The following is a 20849-nucleotide window of genomic DNA, read 5'->3' as shown; positions in this document are numbered from 1 at the left end:
TCAAAATAACTTATGATCACATGACTTATGCGCGCTTGTGCAAAACCGTCAAACTTTAGGAAAATGCCATGTCGCTAACGAAACTTCTTATCCCGACTTATACTCAAATGTTGAAGGGGTTATCCGGTTGGCTGAATAAAGCACAGAAACAATTGCCCGAAGCAGAAGCGGAGATGCTACTGTCTGCACGTCTTGCACCAGATATGTATCCCTTATCATCGCAAATTTCCTTTGCCTGCTTTCAAGCACAAGAGGCAACATTTAGACTTAAGGGAGAACCTATACCAGAAGCGCTAGAGCAAGTAGCACTTGAGGGCCGAAATGCTGGTAAAAGTCCAGGCTCACTCTCGGATGCCGAAACCCGGATCAGTGAAACTCTCTTATTTTTGAACAACCTTGAATCAGACGCACTCGATACTGGTGTCAAACGGTCAATCACGCTTGAACTTCCAACCGGTATGATCTTCGATATGACAGGTGAGCAATATGCACGGGATTGGGCGTTAGCCCAGTTTTATTTCCATTTAAACACTGCCTACGCCATCTTGCGAGGACAAGGGATTGAGCTTGGTAAAGCCGATTATGTGCCGCACATGTTTGCATATCTTCGGCCTGGATCAATGCCAGAGGAATAACAATTCACTTTTTTCTCGTCAAACCAACATAAAGAATGGTCTAAAGAGCATTCAACAACCAGAGCCATTTGCGGCCATTGATGTCCATCAGAGAAAGCTCATTTTATCCGCATAGTTGTCGTTCCGCCATCTGAATGATGAGGGTTGCTTTGGGTCTGTTACAGAAGTTCCAATAATAGATCAGACATTATAAAAACAACTAAAAATACAACCATTGGCATAGCATTTAAAACCTAGAAATAATTCCTCTTTCTTGCTTAGCGCTAAAACACTCTGATGATTGAGAACAATAACTGGTAAATAAGCAACGCGTTCACCGAATTGCCGCTTATGCATGAGAGCTATTCGCATATCTCCTATACAAAAACCCGAAGAGCGCGTATATAGTTGTTAAACTTAATTCTTTCTCATCGTTTTTCATCGTTCGTGTAGGTTTACCTACACTTCTCTCTTCATGCCTTGAGTAAAAGCTAAGTTTTGCGACTAATAGAAATAGCTGTTGTTCTTCAAGGGTTAAAAGATAATGACTGCATTCAAAGATTCCGTTCAGAAAGCGCGGCAGAATATTTCCACTGTTTTTTCGGAAACGCCGTTACAGCACAACCGTTTTCTGTCGGATAAATACGACTGCAATGTTTATCTGAAACGTGAAGACCTGACCCCGGTCCGCAGTTATAAAATCCGTGGTGCCTTTAACTTTTTCAGTAAGGCGCTTGAGAATGGTCATGGTCCAGAAGAAAGACAACGGTTAGAAAATCAACAGTTTGTATGCGCTTCTGCCGGAAACCATGCGCAGGGTTTTGCCTATACCTGTAATCATTTTAAAAAGCGCGGCACGGTCTTTATGCCGACCACAACGCCGCAGCAAAAAATTCACAAGACCCGTGCCTTTGGCGGTCCTTACATTGATGTGAAACTGATTGGGGATATCTTTGACGAAGCTTACGAAGCCGCCCACAGGTTCGCCGATGAAGAAAGTGCCTTTATGGTACCGCCCTTTGATCACCCAGATATCATAGAGGGACAGGCAACCATCGGGATGGAGATTATGGAACAGCTGGGCGGTGAACCTCTTGATACCCTGATCATGCCAACAGGCGGCGGGGGTTTGGCGGCGGGCGTGACCCAATACCTTAAAGAAACATCCCCCGACACTGATTTCTGGTTTGTTGAACCCGAAGGCGCACCAAGCCTAAAAGAAAGCCTTGCCGCAGGCGAACGCATCAAACTGGACAGCATTGATAACTTTGTTGATGGCGCTGCCGTTGCCCTGATCGGGGAACACAACTTTGAAGCACTCAAGGATTTTGCCGCGGGTCGCGTGCTCCTCGCCCCCGAAGATCGCCTATGCGCCACTATGATCACCATGCTCAATATAGAAGGCGTTGTGCTGGAACCCGCAGGCGCCCTAACCATTGATATTTTGCAATCCCTTGATCCCGAAAGTATCCGGGGCAAAAATGTTGTCTGTGTTACCTCTGGCGGGAACTTTGACTTTGAACGCCTGCCAGAAGTAAAAGAGCGCGCCCTGAAATACGCTGGCCTCAAAAAATACTATGTCCTGCGCATGCCCCAGCGTCCCGGTGCCTTGAAAGACTTCCTATTCCTGCTCGGCGAAGATGACGATATCGCGCGCTTTGAATACCTGAAAAAATCCGCCCGAAACTTCGGCTCCATCCTGATCGGTATCGAAACCAAAAACCCGAAGAACTTCGACACCCTGATGGAAAAATTCCACGACAACGGTATCCAGTTTCAAGACATTACCAACAACGAAATTCTCGCCAATTTCCTGATCTGACCCATACCTGTCAGCTTATTGTCAGCAAGGTTCGCATATCAACACCTGTCTAATGTCTATAGTTTTTCTATGAAGCAGATCAACATTTAGACATTCGTTATAGGTCATTACACAGGAAAGATTTATGCCAACGTTTGCGCGTCTGGATGGGCTAGATTTCGCTCGTTTTATTGCCTTTATAGGCATGGTTCTGGTCAACTTCACGGTCGCGATGGGCGCAGAAGGACAAGGGTCTTTTCTGGCAACAACGTTTGTTGGCACTCTGGAAGGGCGTGCGGCTGCGACTTTTGTTGTTCTGGCAGGCATTGGTCTGGGACTTGCCGCGAACAAGACCAACGATGACCACGAGTTTAATGGCAAATTAATCTGGTTGACCAGCAAACGCGCCCTGTTTCTTCTTGTTCTTGGCCTTTTAAATAGCCTGATCTTTGATGCAGATATTTTGCATTATTACGCCCTGTATTTCTTTTTCGGTGTCTTTTTTATTCGTATGAGTTCCGGGGGATTGATTTTTTCTATCATCACCCTGCTCATTGGCTTTGTCATCATGCTGTTAACCCTTGATTACGATGTGGGCTGGGACTGGAAAACCTATAGCTATCAGAATTTCTGGACCTTTGAGGGCTTTATTTGCAACCTCTTTTTCAATGGTTGGCACCCTGTTGTTCCCTGGCTGGCATTCTTTCTTTTCGGCATTCTTCTAAGCCGACTGCCTCTTGATAAAGGTCAGATTCAGCTACAGCTTTTTGTTTTCGGCCTCATCGCACTAATTACTGTCGAAGGATTATCTCTTTTCACGCTGGCTTTGCTTGCTGGTGCTGAACAGGATTTACTCGATATTGCCACGACAGAACCAATCCCGCCCATGCCCTACTATATGATCGCAGGCATGGGAAGCGCCTGTATGGTGTTGGCTGTCAGTCTTTGGATGAACTCTTTCTTTTCGAAAGGATCTGTCTTTAAACTTTGTCGACAAATTGGTCGCCAGACATTAACCCTGTATGTTGCCCACATACTCCTCGGCATGGGCACGTTGGAAGCACTAGGACTTCTTGACGGACAAAATACATCTGGAACCACAGATGATGCACTTATTGCCTCTGGAATTTTTGTCGTCGCGACTGCTCTTTATATTTGGATATATTCCAAATTCTTCACACGCGGCCCTATCGAAAACCTGATGCGTTTGATCACCGGATAAAAATGTCGGTAGAGCAACAATTTCGGGTCGATAAAGCACCCCTAAACCTATAACGCATAAAAAACTATTGTGCCGGTCACAACACCCCAGACGCACATGTTGATAAAGGATCGCAAGATCCCGCCATCTTCTTCAACACTCACGCCCAGTTTCTGGACCACAATATCCCCGGGGAAAAGAAAGGCAATTTCAAGCCACCGTAGAAAAGTCATCTCGCTTCCTTTTTAACATTCATTTTATATATATGTTTATAAATAATCTGAACGAAGTCAACTTTAAAGCCCCGAAACTGACTTGAGACCTTTGGACGCAGCAGATACAAAATAATCAATAAAATAGAAATCGGATTAATCGTGAACATTTTTAACTCGCAAAAAATAAAAAATCGGCTGACCCGTGCCAATCAGCCGATTTTTATCACCGTCTCATTAAAGCGCGATTTACGCTGTTATACTCCACCCATCAGATAATTGGGTAACCATGTTGCAATCTCGGGGAAGACACAAAGAATGGCGATGGCCAAAACCATACAGAGCATAAAGGGAAGAGCGCCTTTCAAGATGGTGGGGAGAGATACATCCGGAACAATACCATTGATCACATAAAGATTAAGCCCTACAGGCGGTGTGATAAGGCCAATTTCCATGTTAATGGTAAAGACCACCGCAAACCAATAAGGGTCAAATCCGGCCTGAATAATAATCGGCAGAAGAATTGGCGCAGTCATCAAAATAACAGCAACAGGTGGCAAGAAAAACCCTGCAACCAGCAGGAACAGATTGATAATGATCAGTAACTGCCATTTTCCAATATCAAGACCGGCAATGTATTCAGCCACAGATTGGGTCACAAACAGCGATGAAAGCGTATAGCTGAAAAGTGCTGATGCCCCGATAATCATCAGGATCATTACAGACTCTTTCATGGAATCAGACAGGATCGCCCAAATCTTTCTTGGTTGCCACATGCCATAGATCACAACAACCAGCACCAGACAGAAAAGGGCACCAACACCCGCTGCCTCAGACGGGGTTGCAACACCGCCGTAGAGGACATAAAGCACCCCGACAATGATCACGAGAAAAGGAAAAACACGCGGCAAAACTTCGAACTTTTCGCGCCAGCTATACCCCCCAATCTGTGCCTTAAAACTATAGCCATTGCGCCATGCCGTGTAGAGCGACCAGCACATAAATAGGACAGTTAAGAGTAATCCCGGTAATAATCCAGCCAGAAACAGACGGCCAATGGATGTTTCTGTCGCAATGCCATAGACAATCATTGTTATAGATGGCGGGATAAGGATGCCCAGAGTGCCACCTGCCGCAATAGAGCCTGTGGCCAATCCATCCGGGTAACCACGTTTGCGCATTTCAGGGATACCCATCTTCCCGATGGCAGCACAGGTCGCAGGCGAAGAACCACTCAAAGCGGCAAAGATCGAACAGGCACCAATATTTGAGATAATCAGACCACCCGGCACGCGATTGAGCCAACGATCAAGCGCCGCATATAAGTCCTTGCCCGCCGGCGAAGAAGCAACCGCCGCCCCCATAACGATAAACATAGGGATTGAAACCAACGCAAACTCAGCCAAACCAGAAAAAAAGGTTTCAGCAACCACATCCAGAGAGTCGAAGCCTTCAAAAGCAAAGAGAAAAACAACTGCGATCAACCCGAGACCAAAGGCAACAGGAATTCCGGAAGAAAGAACGACGATGGTTACGATGGCCACCAACAGGCCAATATAAAGCGGATCCATTGTTATTCCCCCTCAAATGAACTGTGACTGTCCATCACAAAGGGCATATCTCGCCCGCCCAACAACGCCATAATATCTGCGACATACTGCAGGGATAACAAACCTACACCGAGAGGAAGCGACAAGTAGGGTATCCACAAAGGAAGCTCCCAAATTGTATCTGTTACCCAACCACCTTCCAATGCTTCGGCAAAGAGCTCATAGCCCTTCCAGGTTAGTAGTATTGTAAAAATCAAACCGCATGCACTCGCAACAAATGCGAGAACTTTTCGGGCTGGCAAGCTTAAGTAATGCGGAAGCAAATCGACATTCACGTGCCCTTTAATCAACAGAACATAAGGACTGCCGATCAATGTTGCCGCCACCAGTGCATAGGTGACATAGTCTGTTTGCCATACCGTAGATTCTTGTAAAAAGTAACGCAGGACAACCATTTGGCAGACAACAACGATCGCCGAAGCAATAAGAACCGAAGCAAATACACCACACACACGGGAAAGTTGGCGCACGAGATCAATAAAAAAATTCATACTGAACTGACCAAACGAAAAGAATAAATTAAATGTAAGAGAAATGCCCCACAGACATTCTGTGAGGCATTAATGTCCTTCTTACTCGACAGCGAGAGCCTTGTTGATCAGCACTTCTCCGCCCTTCACTTTCTCTGCAAACGCTTTGTAAGATGTCTTCTTGGCGATTTCGAGCCACGCAGCAGCATCTTCGTCACTCATGGTAACAACTTCAACGCCCGCCCCCTCATAAGCCTCGACCAGCTTGGTATCCAAACCTTTGGCAGCATCGATGAAGAAATCTTCAGATTTTTTACCCGCCGCCATCAAGGCATCTTGCTGTTCTTTATTGAGTTTGTTCCAGCTTTTCTTTGACATAAGAAGCGGTTCATACATAAACCATAGTGCGTTATCACCCGGTGCGGTCAGGCATTTGACCTGTTCATAGATACGATAAGAAACGAAGCTTCCGGAACTGGTATTGGCCGCATCCAACACACCGGTTTGCATGGCGGAATAAATTTCCGAACTTGGCATAGACGCAATAGAGGCCCCTGCCCCGACCAGCATTTGTTCGAAAGATTTACCTGCCGCGCGGGTAACTTGTCCCTTCATTGTATCAGGACCCAGAATACACTGTTTCTTTGACGCAAATCCACCTGCAAGCCAGGCATCCGCAAGAACAACAACACCCGCATCATCAATGATTTTCTTGATATCATCCATGAAAGCGGATTTATTCAAGCGTGTCGCATGGTCATGATTTTTGACCAATCCTGGCATATTTGTCGCATTAAATTCAGGGTGGCGTCCAGCAGCATACGCAAGGGGAAAAGCAGAAATATCAAGCTGTCCCTTGACCATCGCCCCCCACTGTTCTTTCGGTTTGAAAAGTGCTTTTCCCGGATAAACCTTTATATCCAAACCAACATTCGCAGCATTGACTTCGCGCGCGATAATTTGAACCATCTCGTCACGAACATCCCCTTTACCACCCGGCCACTGATGCGAAGCTTTCAGGCTTTTTGCCATGACTGTTTCAGCAAATAACCCACCCATCAGCACAAAACTGCCCAGCGCCAGTCCCAGTGCCTTTTTAGACATTTTCATTGGTTAGTCTCCCTGTTTTAGGTCAATTTCCCCAAATCCAGAAAAGATGACCCGTTGCTTTTTATAGAATTTTAAATTTGATTTCGAACACAATAAGCCAGTTATAAAATACAAGTCAATAATTCTTGTGTACAATAATTGTATTTAAATATACAAAATAATCTGTATTATAGCTTTCATGTTCCCGTTCTTTGAGCGATAAGCTCTCCTCAAAGTCGCGAAGCAAAAAACAACAAATGTATCAGGAGTTCTAGGCGTGGCGAACATGTCGTCAAATGACTTGAGAAGACAGCTTGAGCATGAAATTGTCCTTGGTGAAATTGTACCTGGCACACGTTTGGACGAAGTTGCCCTAACAGAACGTTTTGGCGTTTCAAGAACACCCGTTCGTGAAGCCCTCCAACAACTCAGTATGATGCAATTGGTCGAAATTCGTCCAAGACGCGGTGCTTTTGTCAAAAAAATGAGCCTTAGAGAACTCGTCGATATGTTTGAAGTGATGGCAGAGTTGGAAGGTACTTGTGGAAAGCTGGCCGCAGATCGCATGACCGATGATGAACGCGAGAAGCTCGAAGATCTCCACCTCGCAGCTGAACCCCTTGTCAAAAACAAGGACTACGATGGCTATTACTGGGCCAATGTTGCTTTTCATGAAGCAATATACAAAGGAAGCCATAATGAATTCCTGAGCGATCAAACCAAAAATCTGCGTAACCGCCTGACACCCTATCGCCGTCTACAACTACGTCAGAGTAACCGCCTCAATAACTCTTTTCAGGAACATGCTGAAATCACCGAGGCTATAACAAGCGGGAACAAAGAGCTAGCGGAACAACTTTTGGGAACACACGTTACCGTTCAACGAGGTTCTTTTAACGACTTTCTTGCCAGCCTGCCCATGGATCTGATTGATCAATCAGCTTAATTTAACACTCTGATAAAGACAGCCAAACTCAAACATACTTTCTTCACCGAGCTATTATGTCCAGAAATCTTTATGCCCTGTTCCAGTCACGCTTCCCCAATGATATGTCATCCGATTTTATTAAATCACCCGACGGGGAAAACCTAAGTTACAAAGAATTGGACCAACAGACAGCGCAAATGGCCGGAACGCTATTATCCCTAGACCTTGAGGCTGGTGATCGAGTTGCGGTTCAAGTGGATAAAACAAAGGAAGCTGTTGTTCTCTATTTGGCGTGTTTACGGATTGGTGCGATCTATCTGCCATTAAACACTGCTTATACTGCCGAGGAACTGGATTATTTTCTGGGGGATGCACAACCGCATATAATGATTTGCACCCTTGAAAAATACAAAAAACTTGAAACAGTGGCACAACAGAATTCTGTTCCTCATCTTCTAACCCTGAGTAATCAGGGAACAGGCACTTTGATGGATCGGTTCGAGCAAGCTTTGCCCCACAATGAAATAAAAGATGTTTCTGCCGATGATATTGCCGCGATCCTCTACACATCAGGGACAACCGGGCGCTCCAAAGGTGCGATGCTCACCCATAACAATCTTGCTAGTAATGCAGAGGTTTTACACAAGTATTGGGGCTGGACTCAAGATGACATCCTCTTACATGCTCTGCCCATCTTTCATGTCCACGGTCTTTTTGTGGCGATCCACTGCGTTCTGATGAACGGGTCAGGGATGTGGTTTTTACCCAAGTTTAATGTTGAGGAAATAATCAATCTCCTCCCAAAGAGTACAATCATGATGGGGGTTCCAACTTTTTACACTCGCTTGCTGGATCACTCTGATTTTGGTCAAGATACCTGTCGGAACATGAGACTATTCATCTCGGGATCAGCCCCGCTTTTGGAAGATACTTTTGCGCAATTTTCAAACCGTACAGGTATGGCTATTCTAGAGCGATACGGCATGACAGAGGCTGGCATGATCACATCTAACCCTCTGAACACCCCGCACGATGGTGACCGCATCGCCGGCACAGTTGGCTATCCACTTCCTGGGGTTGAAGCAAGGCTTTCAAAAAGCAAACCAGATAAAGTTACCGGTGTTCTGGAAATCAAAGGACCAAACGTTTTTAAAGGCTATTGGAAAATGCCTGGAAAAACCGCAGAAGAATTCACGAAAGATGGTTATTTCATAACAGGGGATATCGCAACTATTTCTGAAGACAGCCGTGTTGCCATTGTTGGACGCGCCAAGGATTTGATCATCAGCGGCGGATACAACATCTATCCCAAAGAGATAGAACAAATCATTGATACCATTGATGGCGTTAAGGAATCTGCCATTATAGGTGTTCAGCACCCGGATTTCGGTGAAGCTGTTGTTGCCGTTATTATCAACGATAACACACGCGATTTAGACGACGATTACATTCTTAGTCATTTAAAAAGCCAACTCGCTCGCTTTAAACAGCCAAAAGCAATTTTTTTTATTGATGAACTACCCAGAAATACAATGGGAAAAGTTCAGAAAAACATCTTGAGACAGAATTATGCGGATCTTTTTAGTTGAATTAAGCCGTAAAAAAGAAGCCGCCTCACGGTAAAGACCAAGCGGCTTCTATAAATCATACAAACTAGGAGGAATGAAGTTTTCGATACTCATCGGTTTGCAAACCGCCAGCACCCCAATTTTCAAGTGCAATTTTATCAATAACAACATATGTCGTATTCGGGTCCTTACCCAATACATCCTATAAAAGATCTGTAACACCTTTAATCAGTTGAGTTTTTTGCCCTTTGGTCACACCTTCATCAGTAACTTTTATATTCACATAGGGCATTACATAAATCCAATAGACTGTTAAAAATAAATGACAGCTTCAGCATCAAGTTGATTTATTGATATCAAACCAGAGTAGCTTTAATATAATCTACCATCCCTTACATACAATATTAAGCAGCTGAAATAGTTACTAAACACTCTTAAGCGATACTATAATTCACCTGAACAGAGCTTGACCAATTTCACTATTCCAATCGCGATGATCTTCTGTATGTGTCGAGAATTGCCAGCCAGCAATACCTCCGAAGACGTCACCATATTCGGTACTCAGGGGATGAATAATCAATTTAATAATATCTTCTGGTGAGATGTGACCACTAAAAGCATCAGCCTTATACACAGGCTTGCCAATGATAATTTTCTCACTTGGCCAAGCCAGCGCCCCATCCTTAGCCACAAGCCCCCGGTATGAAGTGCTGTAGGCATCCCCCTTTAATCCAACCACCTTAGTTTTCACAGGACCATCCTGCCCCGGATTGTTATAATATTGTACGGTAATCCAATCGATTGCATCTCCAGATGTCTTTAAAATATCCAGGTATGGCCCTCCATGCCATTCAGGATTTAAATAGGGAGATTGTGGTGCATGACTAATTGAAAATGCTGGGCTCGGTAATTCTCGCCTCAGGGCTTTTGTCAGATTAATCAAAAAACCTTTACCATCGGCAACACCAGTTTTACGCACTTTGTGAAGCATGTCACTGGCTTCAAAATCCAGATCCACACCATCAAGTTTTTTTGAACGAATAAAGCCAGCGATTTCCACGGCCAATTCATTTTCACGCCCGATAAACTTCTGATAATCGTTTGCTTTGGCCAAACCGCCACCAAAAGAAATCAGTACCTTAATGCCCCTAGCTTTGAGTGCTTTAACCGCACCCCACTGATCAGCCATTTTGGGGGGCGTCATAAGAACAATTGTATTATCTTGACGAATATCAGCCCCAAGAAAAGATAGAATAACATGAGTATAATCAGCCTGAGCAACATCAATCAAAGCTGACGCATCACTGTTATAATAAATTATGAACCGGGGCTTAGAATAAGTAAAATCAGGCCACAGTGTAAAGCAGGTGAGTAATACGATATTCAAGATTTTTACAGGCAGTACCTTCACCAATCCTGACGTTATGACATCAAAAAAGTTTTGGCTAAAGATCAATCTTTTATCCTGTAATAAAAACCAGACAAGAAACACGTTTCTAAGACCCATCATCGATAATCATACTTAAAAACACAAAAGCAAGAAACGAATAGTTTGTACCTATACATTCCTCTAAATCATTATTGAACCAACATAAAGACAAAAGGAAATTTAAATGAATACATCGATCAAGACCTCTATGGGGGTCAGTGAATGGATCATGTTAATCATTCTATCAATACTTTGGGGTGGATCTTTTTTCTTTGTTGGCATTGCAGTATCTGAATTGCCTCCCTTTACGATCGTTACTATCCGTGTCGGGCTTGCAGCAATAGCTTTATGGGTAGTTATCTTTGCCTTTAAAATGCCGTTGCCAACAACAGTAAAGGCATGGAATGCGCTTCTGGTTATGGGGCTTTTGAATAATGTAATCCCCTTTACCCTTATCGTATGGGGGCAAATATACATCCCCTCTGGTCTCGCATCTATCTTAAACGCAACCACGCCCCTATTCGGAGTTATTGTTGCTACATTGTTTTTACCAGATGAAAAAGCGAATGTTTTAAAAATATTAGGTGTTATTATCGGCTTCTTCGGCGTGATTCTCATGTTTGGTTTGCCAGATGATAATCAAAACTTTCTCGCCCAACTCGCTATTTTAGGGGCGACACTAACCTATGCATTTGCAGGCGTATTTGGCCGCAGGTTCAAAGCAATGGCAATAAACCCCATCGTTACAGCCGCCGGACAAGTCACTGGTGCAACATTGCTCCTCATCCCCATCACTTATGTGATAGAAGGCGTTCCACTTTTACCAACAATATCCAATGAAACATGGCTATCTCTAATCGCACTCGCCCTTCTCTCAACAGCAGTAGCTTATATTCTCTATTTCAAAATCCTGGAAAGAGCTGGCGCAACAAACCTGTTGCTCGTGACTTTACTCGTGCCTGTTTCGGCAATTTTACTTGGCGCATTATTTTTAGATGAAAAACTGGATACTTCTCATTTTATCGGCATGGGATTTATCGCCATTGGACTATCAGCAATTGACGGAAGATTCTGGAAGAAATTTCGAAAGTAAACCAGTATGAAATATGCTCTAACTAACGAGGCTTGACGTTATTTTATCAATAGCACGCTTAAGAAGAACGACTGCAATCATAGAAGATATTACAGATGCACCGAAATAGTACATTCCCGGTTGCGAGGTCGCACTTGCCATACCAGAAGACTTTGCAGAAATAACAATCATACCAACGATAAAAACATCAAGCATGCTCCACTTTCCCAACAGGTCAATTAGCTTCACAGCTCTTTTAACCGATTTATGACCGACAGAACGTGCTCGCCAGATATAATCAGCAACCAGAATTTTAATCGTAGGGAAAATTACCGAAAACAATAAAATGATAACAGCAATAAGATACTCACCACTTTGCACAAGCTGAGAAATAGCACCAGAGATTGAGATAAGGTCTTCAAAAAGAAAAAACTTTTCAACCCTAAGAATAGGAATCGTTAACCCCGCAAATAAAGTTACCAATGCGACAAGAAGTAAAAACGGTATTAACCGAGCAAGGCCATACGAGTGGTTTGCAAGAGAATTTTCTGCCCGTTTAAATGTAAAAAGCAGATGCCACCAGCGAAGGCTCTCATGTTCTGAAGACCAAAACTTTTGTACCTGTTTCAGAAACCCTAAAGCTTTCATAGAGATCCCAGAAAAGTCTGCTGTATCATAAAATTATGATCTCATAATCGATAGAAATTCGGCCATTCAACCGAGAAATCATCAATTAACAATCACGAAAACTTCTTTGTTTCGATTGTTGACTGCGGCGCTTAATATGCACAGGAACGACAGCCCGTGCAGGCTCAGGCGTGAAAGTAAGGGCACGGAAAATTGAAAGGATCAAAGCAGATAACATAAATAAATTTATTCCCAAGTTTTTTGCTATCATCCTATTTAGGCTTTCTACATGCCTCAATCAACCTGAATTGAAAAAAAATTCCGACCACTCTGTAGCCTGCAAGCAAAAAATATAACGGAAACTATAAACAAGAAAACCATTCACACGACAATTCATAATCGACAAACTATAAATTTACTGATTAAATATTTTATTTCAAAGTCTTATAGGGAAAATTCTCTGTCAGCTTAGGTTGCCATAAAGAATTATATCGGAAATAAATTTAAAGAACATCATAAAAGCAAAGCGCTTCATCTGCCAAACAGTGGCGGACACGGACTTACTAAGTTCGAACACGTTGTTTGAAATCTTAGAAGACTGGAATACTCAATTATAACAAACAAATCCTAACAGTTTGGATAATGAAATAGACGATAAAATTGAGGAACCCCGGCCATGAAAAGCTCCTTAAAAAACAATTCATCCAAATCAATCAAGTCTGCATTTCAATCAAGCGTATCTGTACCTGGCAAAAAAAGTAAACCAAAGCGCCCCTCACCGATTTCTTTGAGGTTATCAGAAGCAGAACGCAATGAGCTTACTCGCTTGGCCGGAAATAAATCTTTGAATGGATATATTCGCGAGCGATTATTCGAAAATTCCGAATCATTGCCCAAACCCCGCAAAAGAATGCCTCCACAATTCACCAATGCATCGAGACGCGTCAGGTCATCAAAAACCTCAGTCTGATCGATGACATCAAGACGCCGGACGGTGATTCCATCTTGAGGCTCGAAACTGTCCAGTTCGGTTTGGGACACGGATGCGGTGATGGCGGGACCATCCAGCTTCGGCCGACCTCGCTATCCCTTCACCAATACTCCGTGTACCGCCTGTGACAAGGACCTGTTTCAATCTAATTCCTCCAATGCGCTGGTGAAGGCGCGCGCGCGCCTACCGATATCATCCAATGCATAGCTCGGTTTGAACAGTGCTGATCCAAGACCATACCCGTCCACACCCACAGCGTGATACGGGGCCATGGTTTCTGGCGTGATCCCACCTACCGCAACCACCACAGCATCTTTGGGTAAAACGGCCCGCATGGCGGCGATGGCTGCTGGCGACATTAGTTCAGCTGGAAAGAACTTGAGCACGGATGCACCAAGATCCAAAGCGGTAAATGCCTCGGATGGGGTCATGACGCCCGGACACCAATACAACCCGCGCGCAGCAGCGGCGCGTCCGACATCAGGGTTCATATTCGGTGACACGATGATACGCCCGCCTGCATCTGCGACAGCGTCGACCTGCTCTACTGTCAAAACAGTGCCTGCGCCGACAATCGCCGCCTGCCCATGGTGTTGCGCGATCACTTCGATCGAAGAAAGCGGTTCAGGAGAGTTCAGAGGAACCTCAATGATCCGAAAACCAGCCTCAACAAGCGTGTCCGCAACGGACAGCGCGTTTTTCGTCTCCAACCCCCTCAGAATCGCTATCAGCGCGTTCTGAGAGAGAGCAGTGGCGAGATTTGTCATCCGACCAACCCCGCAGCCCGGGCAATAAGGAAATGACCCTTTGCAACGATGTCATCAGGCGCATGTCTGCTTTCATAGCCGGCAGTTTTGAGTGCAATTTCGTATCGGTCTGACAAGTCGTTTCGTCCTACAATTGTTATTGTACCAAAATCTTCAGCACCGTCAGTCGCAGCCGCAACTTCGGTGGCGATAAGCAAGCCGGACATGTAGTCAGCCGTGGCAACCTTTGGAATTTTCCCCATCAGAGGAAGTGTCCTGACATAAAAGAGGCTGTGCAATAGGTTTGATCCGCCCTTAAGCCCTGCTTTGACCCCCATCACGAACGCTTCTTCGTTGAAAGCATCGTTTTTCATGAAGGTGCCTAGAATGGTATGCCCTTTCAACGCGGCGAATATCTCGCCTGTCATGTAGGTTGAGAAATCCAGGATCTGTCCGTCCGTAACCTGAACCCATTTGCTGTGCGTTCCCGGCATCACGAATGTGCCTTCGCTCAAACCAAGCGAAGACGCACCGATAATCTGAGTTTCCTCACCCCGCATGACGTCCGGCCCTCCGGCGTGCTCAGTCGAGGCCCCCGTCACGAAGTGGATTTGCAAATTGTTCATCGATTCATGCGGGACCAAAGCACGCGCCAGATCACCAGCACCCAACGGCATCTCGGCATAGGGCGTTTCCACCCAGCCATTCCGACTGGTGATCATCCCCGACGCGAGGATCGGAAGGTCTGTGCTGACAGCCCATGGGCTGATGAGACGGTCAAGGACCGCCTCAAAAGTCTGGCTATCAGCCTTCATGATGCCTTCCGAAGACGAAACGCCGTCAATTACGTCGCCTTCCGTGCTGATAAGAAAAGCACGAAGCGACGAAGTACCCCAATCAACGCCAATCAGGGCAGGCTCAGATGCGACCGAATTCATTCAGTAGATCCTCAACCGTTTTACCCTGTGCAACCCATTCGCGGGTTTTCTCTTCACGATCCGCCTGTTCCTGAGCAAGGCGCACAGTTTCTTCCGCAATTTCCTGAGGAATCACGACGACGCCCATCAGATCGGCAACGATGAAATCACCCGGGTTCACAACGACACCCCCGCAGGCGATTGGCACGTTGATCGAAAGCTCTTCTTTGCGTTCAGAGAACATCGTGTGCGTGCCACGCGGCGTAATTGCCCGTGTCCAGATCGGCCAGTTGATATCTTCCAATTCATCCGTATCGCGACCGGTGCCATCAACGATCATGCCGCGAATGCCGCGATTCTGGGCCAATCCACCCATCAGACCGCCGCAGACCGACGTTTGCTGATCCCCGCCCGCGTCCACAACGATCACATCGCCGGACTGCGCCATTTCAAGCGCTTTTAATGGATCAACCAGATCGCCTTTAGACAGCTGAACGGTCACGGCCTGACCTGTTACTTTCGCTCGGAAAGCGGGCTTGATGGCGCTGTCCATTACGCCCGTACGGTATTGAACATCGGCGAAGATGGCGGCGGCAGAATAGACCTCCAGAACCTTATCGAATTTCTTCAGCAGGTCCGGGTTGCGTTCAAAATCGTTAAAGACCCTCAGGTCCGTGCTCACGTCTGGCATTTTTATCTCCTGTTATGCGGTTGATACAGCCAACGCTTCGGCGTTGACGGTGTAGTCTGGTTTTTGCCCTGTCAGGACCTTGGCCACCTGCGTGGCTGCTGTGACCCGTGCGGCGCGAATGGACTCCTCAGAGTAGTAGGCAGCATGGGGGGACACGAGGACGTTGGGCAAAGTGAAAAGCGGGTTGTCATCCGGCGTCCAATTAGCGCGCTTGGCGGGCTCTTCTTCGGGGTCGTCGAGCCCAGCTGCGGCGAGGTGGCCCTCGGTCAGCGCCCGGAACAACGCCTTGTTATCGACGGTCGGCCCGCGCCCAGTGTTCACAAGGATCGCGCCCGGCTTCATGGCTGCGAACTCGGCGTCCGACAGAAAATGATGCGTGTCTGGCGTCATCGGCGCCTGCATCAGGATGTAGTCGGACCGCATGAGCAAATCCTGCTTACTCACCAATTCGACGCCAATCTTCGCGGCGATCTTTGCCGGAAGAAATGGATCATACGCGATGACAGTAACCCCGAAGGCTTGCGCTCGCGCCACAATAGCTTGTCCGATCTTGCCCAGCGAGACGACACCCATCGTACGACCGCGCAACCGGTAAACGGGCTGGCCGCTTTGCCACTGCCAGACACCGGCATGCGTGGCCCTGTCGTATTCAGGCAGCTTGCGGGCCAACGTAAGCCAAAGGGCAATTGCGTGATCTGCGACCTCTTCCGTGCAATAGTTTTGCACATTGGTGACCAAGATACCTTTGTCCGTCGCTGCGCCGATATCCACGATATCCACACCCACACCGTAGCGCGCGATGACCTCGCATTTCTGCATCCGCGTGATCGTTTCTTTCCCAATCCGGGCATATTGATTGATCATTGCAGCACAGTGGGGTGCAACGTCGAACAGGTCTTCCTGGCGCTTTGCCTGCAGCGCGATCACTTCGGCACCAGCAGCTTCAAGAGTTTCCGTCTCAACTTTGACGTCTCCAAAGTCGTAATCAGTGATCACGACCTTGGGCTTGTCCGTTCGGGGAGTGACGTTGGTGCGATCAGTCATAGGCACCCGCCGAGTATGTAAGCTCGTAAGAATGGCTGTAGAGCTCAAAGATGTTGCCGAACGGGTCTTCCATATAGACCATGCGATATGGCTTCTCGCCGGGATAGTACTTGCGCACTTGGCTCATGCGCTGACGCCCGCCCAGTTCTTCAATAACCTTGACGCGACCTTCCAAGTCTTCATCCTGAACGCAGAAATGGAACAAACCGCGGCGCCAATATTCGAACGGACGCTCTTCATCGATGGTCTTTGGAAATTCGAACAGCTCGATTCCGACGCCATCACCCATCGACAAGTGGGCTATGCGGAACTTGCCCCAGCCTTCGCCAAAAACGTCGTCGCACATCTGACCGATGGCGCTTTCGTCATGCAGGATTTCGGTCGGCTCCATCAGCACGTAGAGACCAAATGCCTTGGAGTAAAATTCCACGGCCTTTTCCAGGTCTGGTACAGTGATGCCGATATGAGAGAATGTAAGGGCGGCCATGACGGGCTCCTCTTTCTTGTTGTTAAAGAATGTTGCGAACGATGCCGCCTTCGATCCGGTGCGCCGCGCCGTTTGAAGCTGTGCTTGCCGAAATCGTTACGATCATTCGGGCGACTTCGTCGGGTTGCACGAACCTTTGAATCAGCGATGTTGGCTCGTCTGCTTTGAAGTAGTTGTCGACAATCGTGTCGAGCGGTTCGCCCTTTTGATCGGCTAACCCGTCAAAATAGGCTTCAACCCCTTCGGTCCAGGTTGGGCCGGGCAGGATTGAGTTGATCCGAACTTTCGTGCCTTTTGTCAGTTCTGCCATGCCACGGGTCAGACCTAACATGGCAGTTTTGGTGACAGAGTAATGTACCATCTGAGGCAGTGGTTTAACCGCGGCTTCGCTGGCCATGTTAATGATGGCCCCCTCACCTCGCTTCAGCATAGTTGGAAGCAAGATCCGGCTCATCCGCACAGCCGACAAAACGTTGATATTGAAGTAACGCATCCAATCGTCGTCGGTCAGTTCCTCGAACGGCTTGACCGAAAAAATGCCGACATTGTTGACCAACACATCGACTGTGCCACGTGCTTGCGCAAAGTTCGCCAGCGCTTCTGCATCAGCGGCTTTGGTCAGATCGGCCGCAATGCCTTCAACTTTACCCAAAACCGACAGATCGTCGACACAGGCAGAGACCTCCGCCTCGGTTAAGCCATGTACGATAACCCGAGCATTTTCTTCGAGGTATACCTTGGCAGTGGCTTTACCGATGCCAGAGCCCGAACCTGTCACAAGGACAAGTTTATCTTTTAGCCCCAGATCCATCTCAGGCCTCCTTCTTTACGTTTGACAATTGCTTTTTTGATGAGCGGCCGAACATGCGACCCAGCAGGGTCGAGATTTCGGCACGCCACATGTCGATGCCAACAGCCAGCAGAATGATCAGACCTAATACGATGTTCTGAACCGAGGACGGCGCTGCGTTCAGGTTCAGTCCGTTTTGAACAATCACAATGGTCATCGCACCCATCAGAGTGGCGAGGATGTTGCCGCGCCCACCTGCGAGGCTCGCCCCGCCAACCACGGCGGCAGCAATGGCCTGAAGTTCAAGCGTCTGGCCATAATTAGGCGAACCAGAATTCAGGCGCGCCGACATGAGGATTGCGCCGACCGCCGTCATGAAACCAGCGATGACAAATGTCGTTGCCTGAACTTTGCGAACATTGATGCCTGTTAGAACAGCAGCTGCGGGGTTTCCACCAACGGCGTAAATCTCACGGCCCAGTTTGGTGAAGTTCATCGTGAACGCGGCAAGAGCATAGAAGAACACCAGGTAGAAAAATGGTAACGGAATGCCGAGCAATTTTCCGTAGAAAATGGGTTCCAACGCCGGGTCAAGCGAAAAGATAGGTGAACCATTGTTGAATGTAAGTGCCAACCCCCGAAACGCGATCAAGGCCGCGAGCGTGGTGATGAACGACGGGATACGCCCATAAGCGGTTATCAATCCAATGAAGAGCCCGAGCAAACCACCGGCGAACAGTATAAGAGGCAAAGCCAAAACCAGTGGAATGCCAATAAATTTTAGCATTTGCGCCAGGATCATCGTCAACAAAGCCACCATCGACCCAGAGCTCAGATCAATGCCAGCGGCGAAAATCACGATGGTAGACCCGATCGCAATCAATGCCACAATGCTCACTTGCAAGGACAGGTTCGACAGGTTGCCGGGGTTCAGAAACCGTTCTGTCGTAAGCGCCACGATCAGGGCGACGATCACCATGGCCGCGAATGGCCCGATCAGCTGAGTGTCAAAGATCCGCTTCATGCGAACGCCTCCTTAGGCTTGGAATGGGGGATATCGGCGGATGCACGAACAAGGTCGTCATGAGTAAGGTCAGATGCCTTGACTGTGCGTGCGATCGTGCCGTGATGGACAACTGCAATCCTATCGCTCATGGCCAACAACTCATCGTGGTCCGAACTGATCAAGATGATGGACTTACCGGCGCGGGTCAGTTTGTTGATCAGCTTGTAGACCGCAATCTTCGCGCCGATATCGATCCCTTGCGTGGGTTCATCAAGGATCAATATGTCTGAATCCGAAAACAGCCATCGTGCGATCACGATCTTCTGCTGGTTGCCGCCAGACAGAAAGTTTACCGTCTTTTCCTCGGCTTGGGTCGAGATTTCAAGGTCGCGGATCAGGTTGTGGGTAGCCTTTTCTTCGGCCTTCAAATTAAGAACGCCAAACCGGGCCAACCCACCAAGGGAAGCGGCAGTGACATTCCCGCTTGCGCGAAAATTAAAGAACAAACCATCAAATTTGCGGTTTTCGGGAACCAGGGCAATCCCTGCTCGGATGGCATCGATTTCTCTGCGCAAGTGAACCGGATTGCCGTTCAATTTAATCAGCCCACTGGTCAGGTGATCCGTCCCGAACAAGGCTCGGGCGATCTCCGTGCGACCGCTGCCTAACACGCCTCCTAAACCCAACACTTCCCCTCGGTGCAATGAAAACGAAATATCTTTGACACCAGAGATCGTTACGAGTTCGCAAGCTTCAAGCACAACTTCGTCTCTTGCGTTATGTTCCTTGGGGTAATGTTCGCCGATGTCTTCCCCAACCATTGCGCTGACAATCTCGGAGACATTGATCTTTGTCTCGCCGCTCGCCCGCACAACGCAACCACCGCGTAGGATGGTCACTTCATCAACGATCCGTTCAACCTCATCCAACCGATGTGACACGTAAAGAATCGCGGTGCCGCGCTCACGCATGCTACGCAAAAGCTGGTGCAGGCGTTCGATCTCATCCTCGCCAAGAGCAGCCGTCGGCTCATCAAGGATGATCATACGAGCATCCATTGCGATGGCCTTTGCGATCTCGACCAATTGCTGTTCGCCAACCGACAGCGTTCCGGTGATAATTTCGGGCGAAACATCGACATCCATCTCGGCCAAAACCCGTGCCGCTTCTTTGTGAACCTTGGCCCAGTCTATTACCCCAAGACGGGATCGGGGCATGTTGCCAAGAAAAATATTTTCGCCAACCGACAGGGTCGGAACGATGGAGAATTCCTGAAATACAGTTGCAACACCCAGATCGCGTGCCACCTGGGGATCGCTGATCGTTACTGGTTCGCCGTTATGAAGGATCTGCCCACTATCGGGTTGCTGGACGCCGGACAAAGTCTTGATCATTGTGGACTTGCCGCAGCCGTTTTCTCCCAGCAGTCCGTGGATCGATCCTGGCATCAGCCGGATGTTGACTTTGTCGTTTGCCAGAACACCAGGATAGGCCTTAGTGATATCGACAAACTCCCAAAGGGGCGTTTCGGGTGTCATCGGTAAGTCCTCGCAGAT

21 protein-coding genes and 1 pseudogene are annotated in these 20849 nt (G+C 47.4%); 6 read left to right on the top strand and 16 right to left on the bottom strand.

The window, feature by feature from the left end; translation table 11 throughout:
- Positions 1–68: 68 nt before the first annotated feature.
- The 3 genes from D9A03_RS12975 to D9A03_RS12965 all read left to right on the top strand — a co-directional run bounded on the left by D9A03_RS12975 (position 69) and on the right by D9A03_RS12965 (position 3637).
- On the top strand, positions 69–635 hold the full coding sequence (locus D9A03_RS12975; RefSeq protein ID WP_120497590.1) for a DUF1993 family protein: 567 nt from the start codon (positions 69–71) through the stop codon (positions 633–635).
- A gap of 523 nt (positions 636–1158) precedes the next feature.
- Positions 1159–2436, top strand: coding sequence for a threonine ammonia-lyase IlvA (ilvA, locus tag D9A03_RS12970; protein WP_120497589.1), 1278 nt, complete (start codon positions 1159–1161; stop codon positions 2434–2436).
- Between the two features lie 124 nt (positions 2437–2560).
- Complete coding sequence (locus D9A03_RS12965) at positions 2561–3637, top strand: heparan-alpha-glucosaminide N-acetyltransferase domain-containing protein (protein ID WP_120497588.1); 1077 nt, start codon at positions 2561–2563, stop codon at positions 3635–3637.
- Positions 3638–3684: 47 nt separating this feature from the next.
- Here the strand turns inward: D9A03_RS12965 and D9A03_RS19775 are convergent, their stop codons facing one another.
- The 4 genes from D9A03_RS19775 to dctP all read right to left on the bottom strand — a co-directional run bounded on the left by D9A03_RS19775 (position 3685) and on the right by dctP (position 7018).
- Positions 3685–3849, bottom strand: coding sequence for a hypothetical protein (locus D9A03_RS19775; RefSeq protein WP_162938138.1), 165 nt, complete (start codon positions 3847–3849; stop codon positions 3685–3687).
- Positions 3850–4085: 236 nt separating this feature from the next.
- Positions 4086–5399, bottom strand: coding sequence for a TRAP transporter large permease (locus tag D9A03_RS12960; protein ID WP_120497587.1), 1314 nt, complete (start codon positions 5397–5399; stop codon positions 4086–4088).
- 2 nt (positions 5400–5401) lie between these two features.
- Positions 5402–5929, bottom strand: a complete 528-nt coding sequence (locus tag D9A03_RS12955) for a TRAP transporter small permease (RefSeq protein WP_120497586.1) — start codon at positions 5927–5929, stop codon at positions 5402–5404.
- Positions 5930–6010: 81 nt separating this feature from the next.
- Positions 6011–7018, bottom strand: a complete 1008-nt coding sequence (gene dctP, locus D9A03_RS12950) for a TRAP transporter substrate-binding protein DctP (protein WP_120497585.1) — start codon at positions 7016–7018, stop codon at positions 6011–6013.
- A 265-nt stretch (positions 7019–7283) separates the two neighbouring features.
- Between dctP and D9A03_RS12945 the strand changes: the two genes are divergently transcribed.
- Positions 7284–7943, top strand: coding sequence for a GntR family transcriptional regulator (locus D9A03_RS12945; RefSeq protein WP_120497701.1), 660 nt, complete (start codon positions 7284–7286; stop codon positions 7941–7943).
- Positions 7944–7999: 56 nt separating this feature from the next.
- The gene (locus tag D9A03_RS12940; RefSeq protein ID WP_120497584.1) at positions 8000–9514 is read left to right on the top strand and encodes a malonyl-CoA synthase; all 1515 of its coding nucleotides are present in this window, start codon (positions 8000–8002) and stop codon (positions 9512–9514) included.
- A gap of 64 nt (positions 9515–9578) precedes the next feature.
- Here D9A03_RS12940 and D9A03_RS12935 read toward each other — a convergent pair.
- Both D9A03_RS12935 and D9A03_RS12930 read right to left on the bottom strand, forming a co-directional pair.
- Positions 9579–9785, bottom strand: a pseudogene (locus tag D9A03_RS12935) (4-oxalocrotonate tautomerase family protein).
- 159 nt (positions 9786–9944) lie between these two features.
- On the bottom strand, positions 9945–11000 hold the full coding sequence (locus tag D9A03_RS12930) for a glycosyl hydrolase family 18 protein (RefSeq protein WP_256386300.1): 1056 nt from the start codon (positions 10998–11000) through the stop codon (positions 9945–9947).
- A gap of 106 nt (positions 11001–11106) precedes the next feature.
- Between D9A03_RS12930 and D9A03_RS12925 the strand changes: the two genes are divergently transcribed.
- Complete coding sequence (locus D9A03_RS12925) at positions 11107–12015, top strand: DMT family transporter (protein ID WP_120497582.1); 909 nt, start codon at positions 11107–11109, stop codon at positions 12013–12015.
- A gap of 18 nt (positions 12016–12033) precedes the next feature.
- Here D9A03_RS12925 and D9A03_RS12920 read toward each other — a convergent pair whose 3' ends face one another.
- The 10 genes from D9A03_RS12920 to D9A03_RS12875 all read right to left on the bottom strand — a co-directional run bounded on the left by D9A03_RS12920 (position 12034) and on the right by D9A03_RS12875 (position 20831).
- A complete protein-coding gene (locus tag D9A03_RS12920) occupies positions 12034–12642 on the bottom strand; it encodes a paraquat-inducible protein A (protein WP_120497581.1) in 609 nt (202 codons plus the stop codon).
- Between the two features lie 705 nt (positions 12643–13347).
- Positions 13348–13662: a hypothetical protein gene (locus D9A03_RS19900; RefSeq protein ID WP_216825466.1), complete on the bottom strand. Its 315-nt coding sequence runs from the start codon at positions 13660–13662 to the stop codon at positions 13348–13350.
- Positions 13663–13752: 90 nt separating this feature from the next.
- Complete coding sequence (locus tag D9A03_RS12910; protein WP_120497580.1) at positions 13753–14379, bottom strand: 2-dehydro-3-deoxy-6-phosphogalactonate aldolase; 627 nt, start codon at positions 14377–14379, stop codon at positions 13753–13755.
- Complete coding sequence (locus tag D9A03_RS12905) at positions 14376–15296, bottom strand: 2-dehydro-3-deoxygalactonokinase (protein WP_120497579.1); 921 nt, start codon at positions 15294–15296, stop codon at positions 14376–14378. The genes D9A03_RS12910 and D9A03_RS12905 overlap by 4 nt, the downstream gene beginning before the upstream one ends.
- Entirely contained in the window at positions 15277–15966 is a 690-nt protein-coding gene (locus D9A03_RS12900; RefSeq protein ID WP_120497578.1) for an RraA family protein, read from the bottom strand. The genes D9A03_RS12905 and D9A03_RS12900 overlap by 20 nt, the downstream gene beginning before the upstream one ends.
- 12 nt (positions 15967–15978) lie before the next feature.
- On the bottom strand, positions 15979–17010 hold the full coding sequence (locus tag D9A03_RS12895) for a C-terminal binding protein (protein WP_120497577.1): 1032 nt from the start codon (positions 17008–17010) through the stop codon (positions 15979–15981).
- Positions 17003–17497 (bottom strand): lactoylglutathione lyase family protein, encoded by a 495-nt coding sequence (locus D9A03_RS12890; RefSeq protein WP_120497576.1) that lies wholly within the window; start codon positions 17495–17497, stop codon positions 17003–17005. Before D9A03_RS12890 ends, D9A03_RS12895 begins: the two co-directional genes overlap by 8 nt.
- A 22-nt stretch (positions 17498–17519) precedes the next feature.
- On the bottom strand, positions 17520–18308 hold the full coding sequence (locus D9A03_RS12885) for an SDR family NAD(P)-dependent oxidoreductase (protein WP_120497575.1): 789 nt from the start codon (positions 18306–18308) through the stop codon (positions 17520–17522).
- Between the two features lies 1 nt (position 18309).
- Entirely contained in the window at positions 18310–19311 is a 1002-nt protein-coding gene (locus tag D9A03_RS12880) for an ABC transporter permease (RefSeq protein WP_120497574.1), read from the bottom strand.
- Entirely contained in the window at positions 19308–20831 is a 1524-nt protein-coding gene (locus D9A03_RS12875; protein WP_120497573.1) for a sugar ABC transporter ATP-binding protein, read from the bottom strand. Before D9A03_RS12875 ends, D9A03_RS12880 begins: the two co-directional genes overlap by 4 nt.
- Between the last annotated feature and the right edge of the window lie 18 nt (positions 20832–20849).

This window comes from Kiloniella sp. EL199 (assembly GCF_900313065.1).
Taxonomy (GTDB): Bacteria; Pseudomonadota; Alphaproteobacteria; order Kiloniellales; family Kiloniellaceae; genus Kiloniella.
The sequence above is the reverse complement of the archived record's forward strand: the minus strand, read 5'-3'. Positions and strand labels throughout refer to the sequence as shown.

What these genes read in the sequence shown, in the direction of transcription:
- D9A03_RS12975 (WP_120497590.1), top strand. Translation starts at nt 69, where the DNA reads ATGTCGCTAACGAAACTTCTTATCCCGACTTATACTCAAATGTTGAAG.
- ilvA (WP_120497589.1), top strand. Translation starts at nt 1,159, where the DNA reads ATGACTGCATTCAAAGATTCCGTTCAGAAAGCGCGGCAGAATATTTCC.
- D9A03_RS12965 (WP_120497588.1), top strand. Translation starts at nt 2,561, where the DNA reads ATGCCAACGTTTGCGCGTCTGGATGGGCTAGATTTCGCTCGTTTTATT.
- D9A03_RS19775 (WP_162938138.1), bottom strand. Translation starts at nt 3,849, where the DNA reads ATGACTTTTCTACGGTGGCTTGAAATTGCCTTTCTTTTCCCCGGGGAT.
- D9A03_RS12960 (WP_120497587.1), bottom strand. Translation starts at nt 5,399, where the DNA reads ATGGATCCGCTTTATATTGGCCTGTTGGTGGCCATCGTAACCATCGTC.
- D9A03_RS12955 (WP_120497586.1), bottom strand. Translation starts at nt 5,929, where the DNA reads ATGAATTTTTTTATTGATCTCGTGCGCCAACTTTCCCGTGTGTGTGGT.
- dctP (WP_120497585.1), bottom strand. Translation starts at nt 7,018, where the DNA reads ATGAAAATGTCTAAAAAGGCACTGGGACTGGCGCTGGGCAGTTTTGTG.
- D9A03_RS12945 (WP_120497701.1), top strand. Translation starts at nt 7,284, where the DNA reads ATGTCGTCAAATGACTTGAGAAGACAGCTTGAGCATGAAATTGTCCTT.
- D9A03_RS12940 (WP_120497584.1), top strand. Translation starts at nt 8,000, where the DNA reads ATGTCCAGAAATCTTTATGCCCTGTTCCAGTCACGCTTCCCCAATGAT.
- D9A03_RS12930 (WP_256386300.1), bottom strand. Translation starts at nt 11,000, where the DNA reads ATGGGTCTTAGAAACGTGTTTCTTGTCTGGTTTTTATTACAGGATAAA.
- D9A03_RS12925 (WP_120497582.1), top strand. Translation starts at nt 11,107, where the DNA reads ATGAATACATCGATCAAGACCTCTATGGGGGTCAGTGAATGGATCATG.
- D9A03_RS12920 (WP_120497581.1), bottom strand. Translation starts at nt 12,642, where the DNA reads ATGAAAGCTTTAGGGTTTCTGAAACAGGTACAAAAGTTTTGGTCTTCA.
- D9A03_RS12910 (WP_120497580.1), bottom strand. Translation starts at nt 14,379, where the DNA reads ATGACAAATCTCGCCACTGCTCTCTCTCAGAACGCGCTGATAGCGATT.
- D9A03_RS12905 (WP_120497579.1), bottom strand. Translation starts at nt 15,296, where the DNA reads ATGAATTCGGTCGCATCTGAGCCTGCCCTGATTGGCGTTGATTGGGGT.
- D9A03_RS12900 (WP_120497578.1), bottom strand. Translation starts at nt 15,966, where the DNA reads ATGCCAGACGTGAGCACGGACCTGAGGGTCTTTAACGATTTTGAACGC.
- D9A03_RS12895 (WP_120497577.1), bottom strand. Translation starts at nt 17,010, where the DNA reads ATGACTGATCGCACCAACGTCACTCCCCGAACGGACAAGCCCAAGGTC.
- D9A03_RS12890 (WP_120497576.1), bottom strand. Translation starts at nt 17,497, where the DNA reads ATGGCCGCCCTTACATTCTCTCATATCGGCATCACTGTACCAGACCTG.
- D9A03_RS12885 (WP_120497575.1), bottom strand. Translation starts at nt 18,308, where the DNA reads ATGGATCTGGGGCTAAAAGATAAACTTGTCCTTGTGACAGGTTCGGGC.
- D9A03_RS12880 (WP_120497574.1), bottom strand. Translation starts at nt 19,311, where the DNA reads ATGAAGCGGATCTTTGACACTCAGCTGATCGGGCCATTCGCGGCCATG.
- D9A03_RS12875 (WP_120497573.1), bottom strand. Translation starts at nt 20,831, where the DNA reads ATGACACCCGAAACGCCCCTTTGGGAGTTTGTCGATATCACTAAGGCC.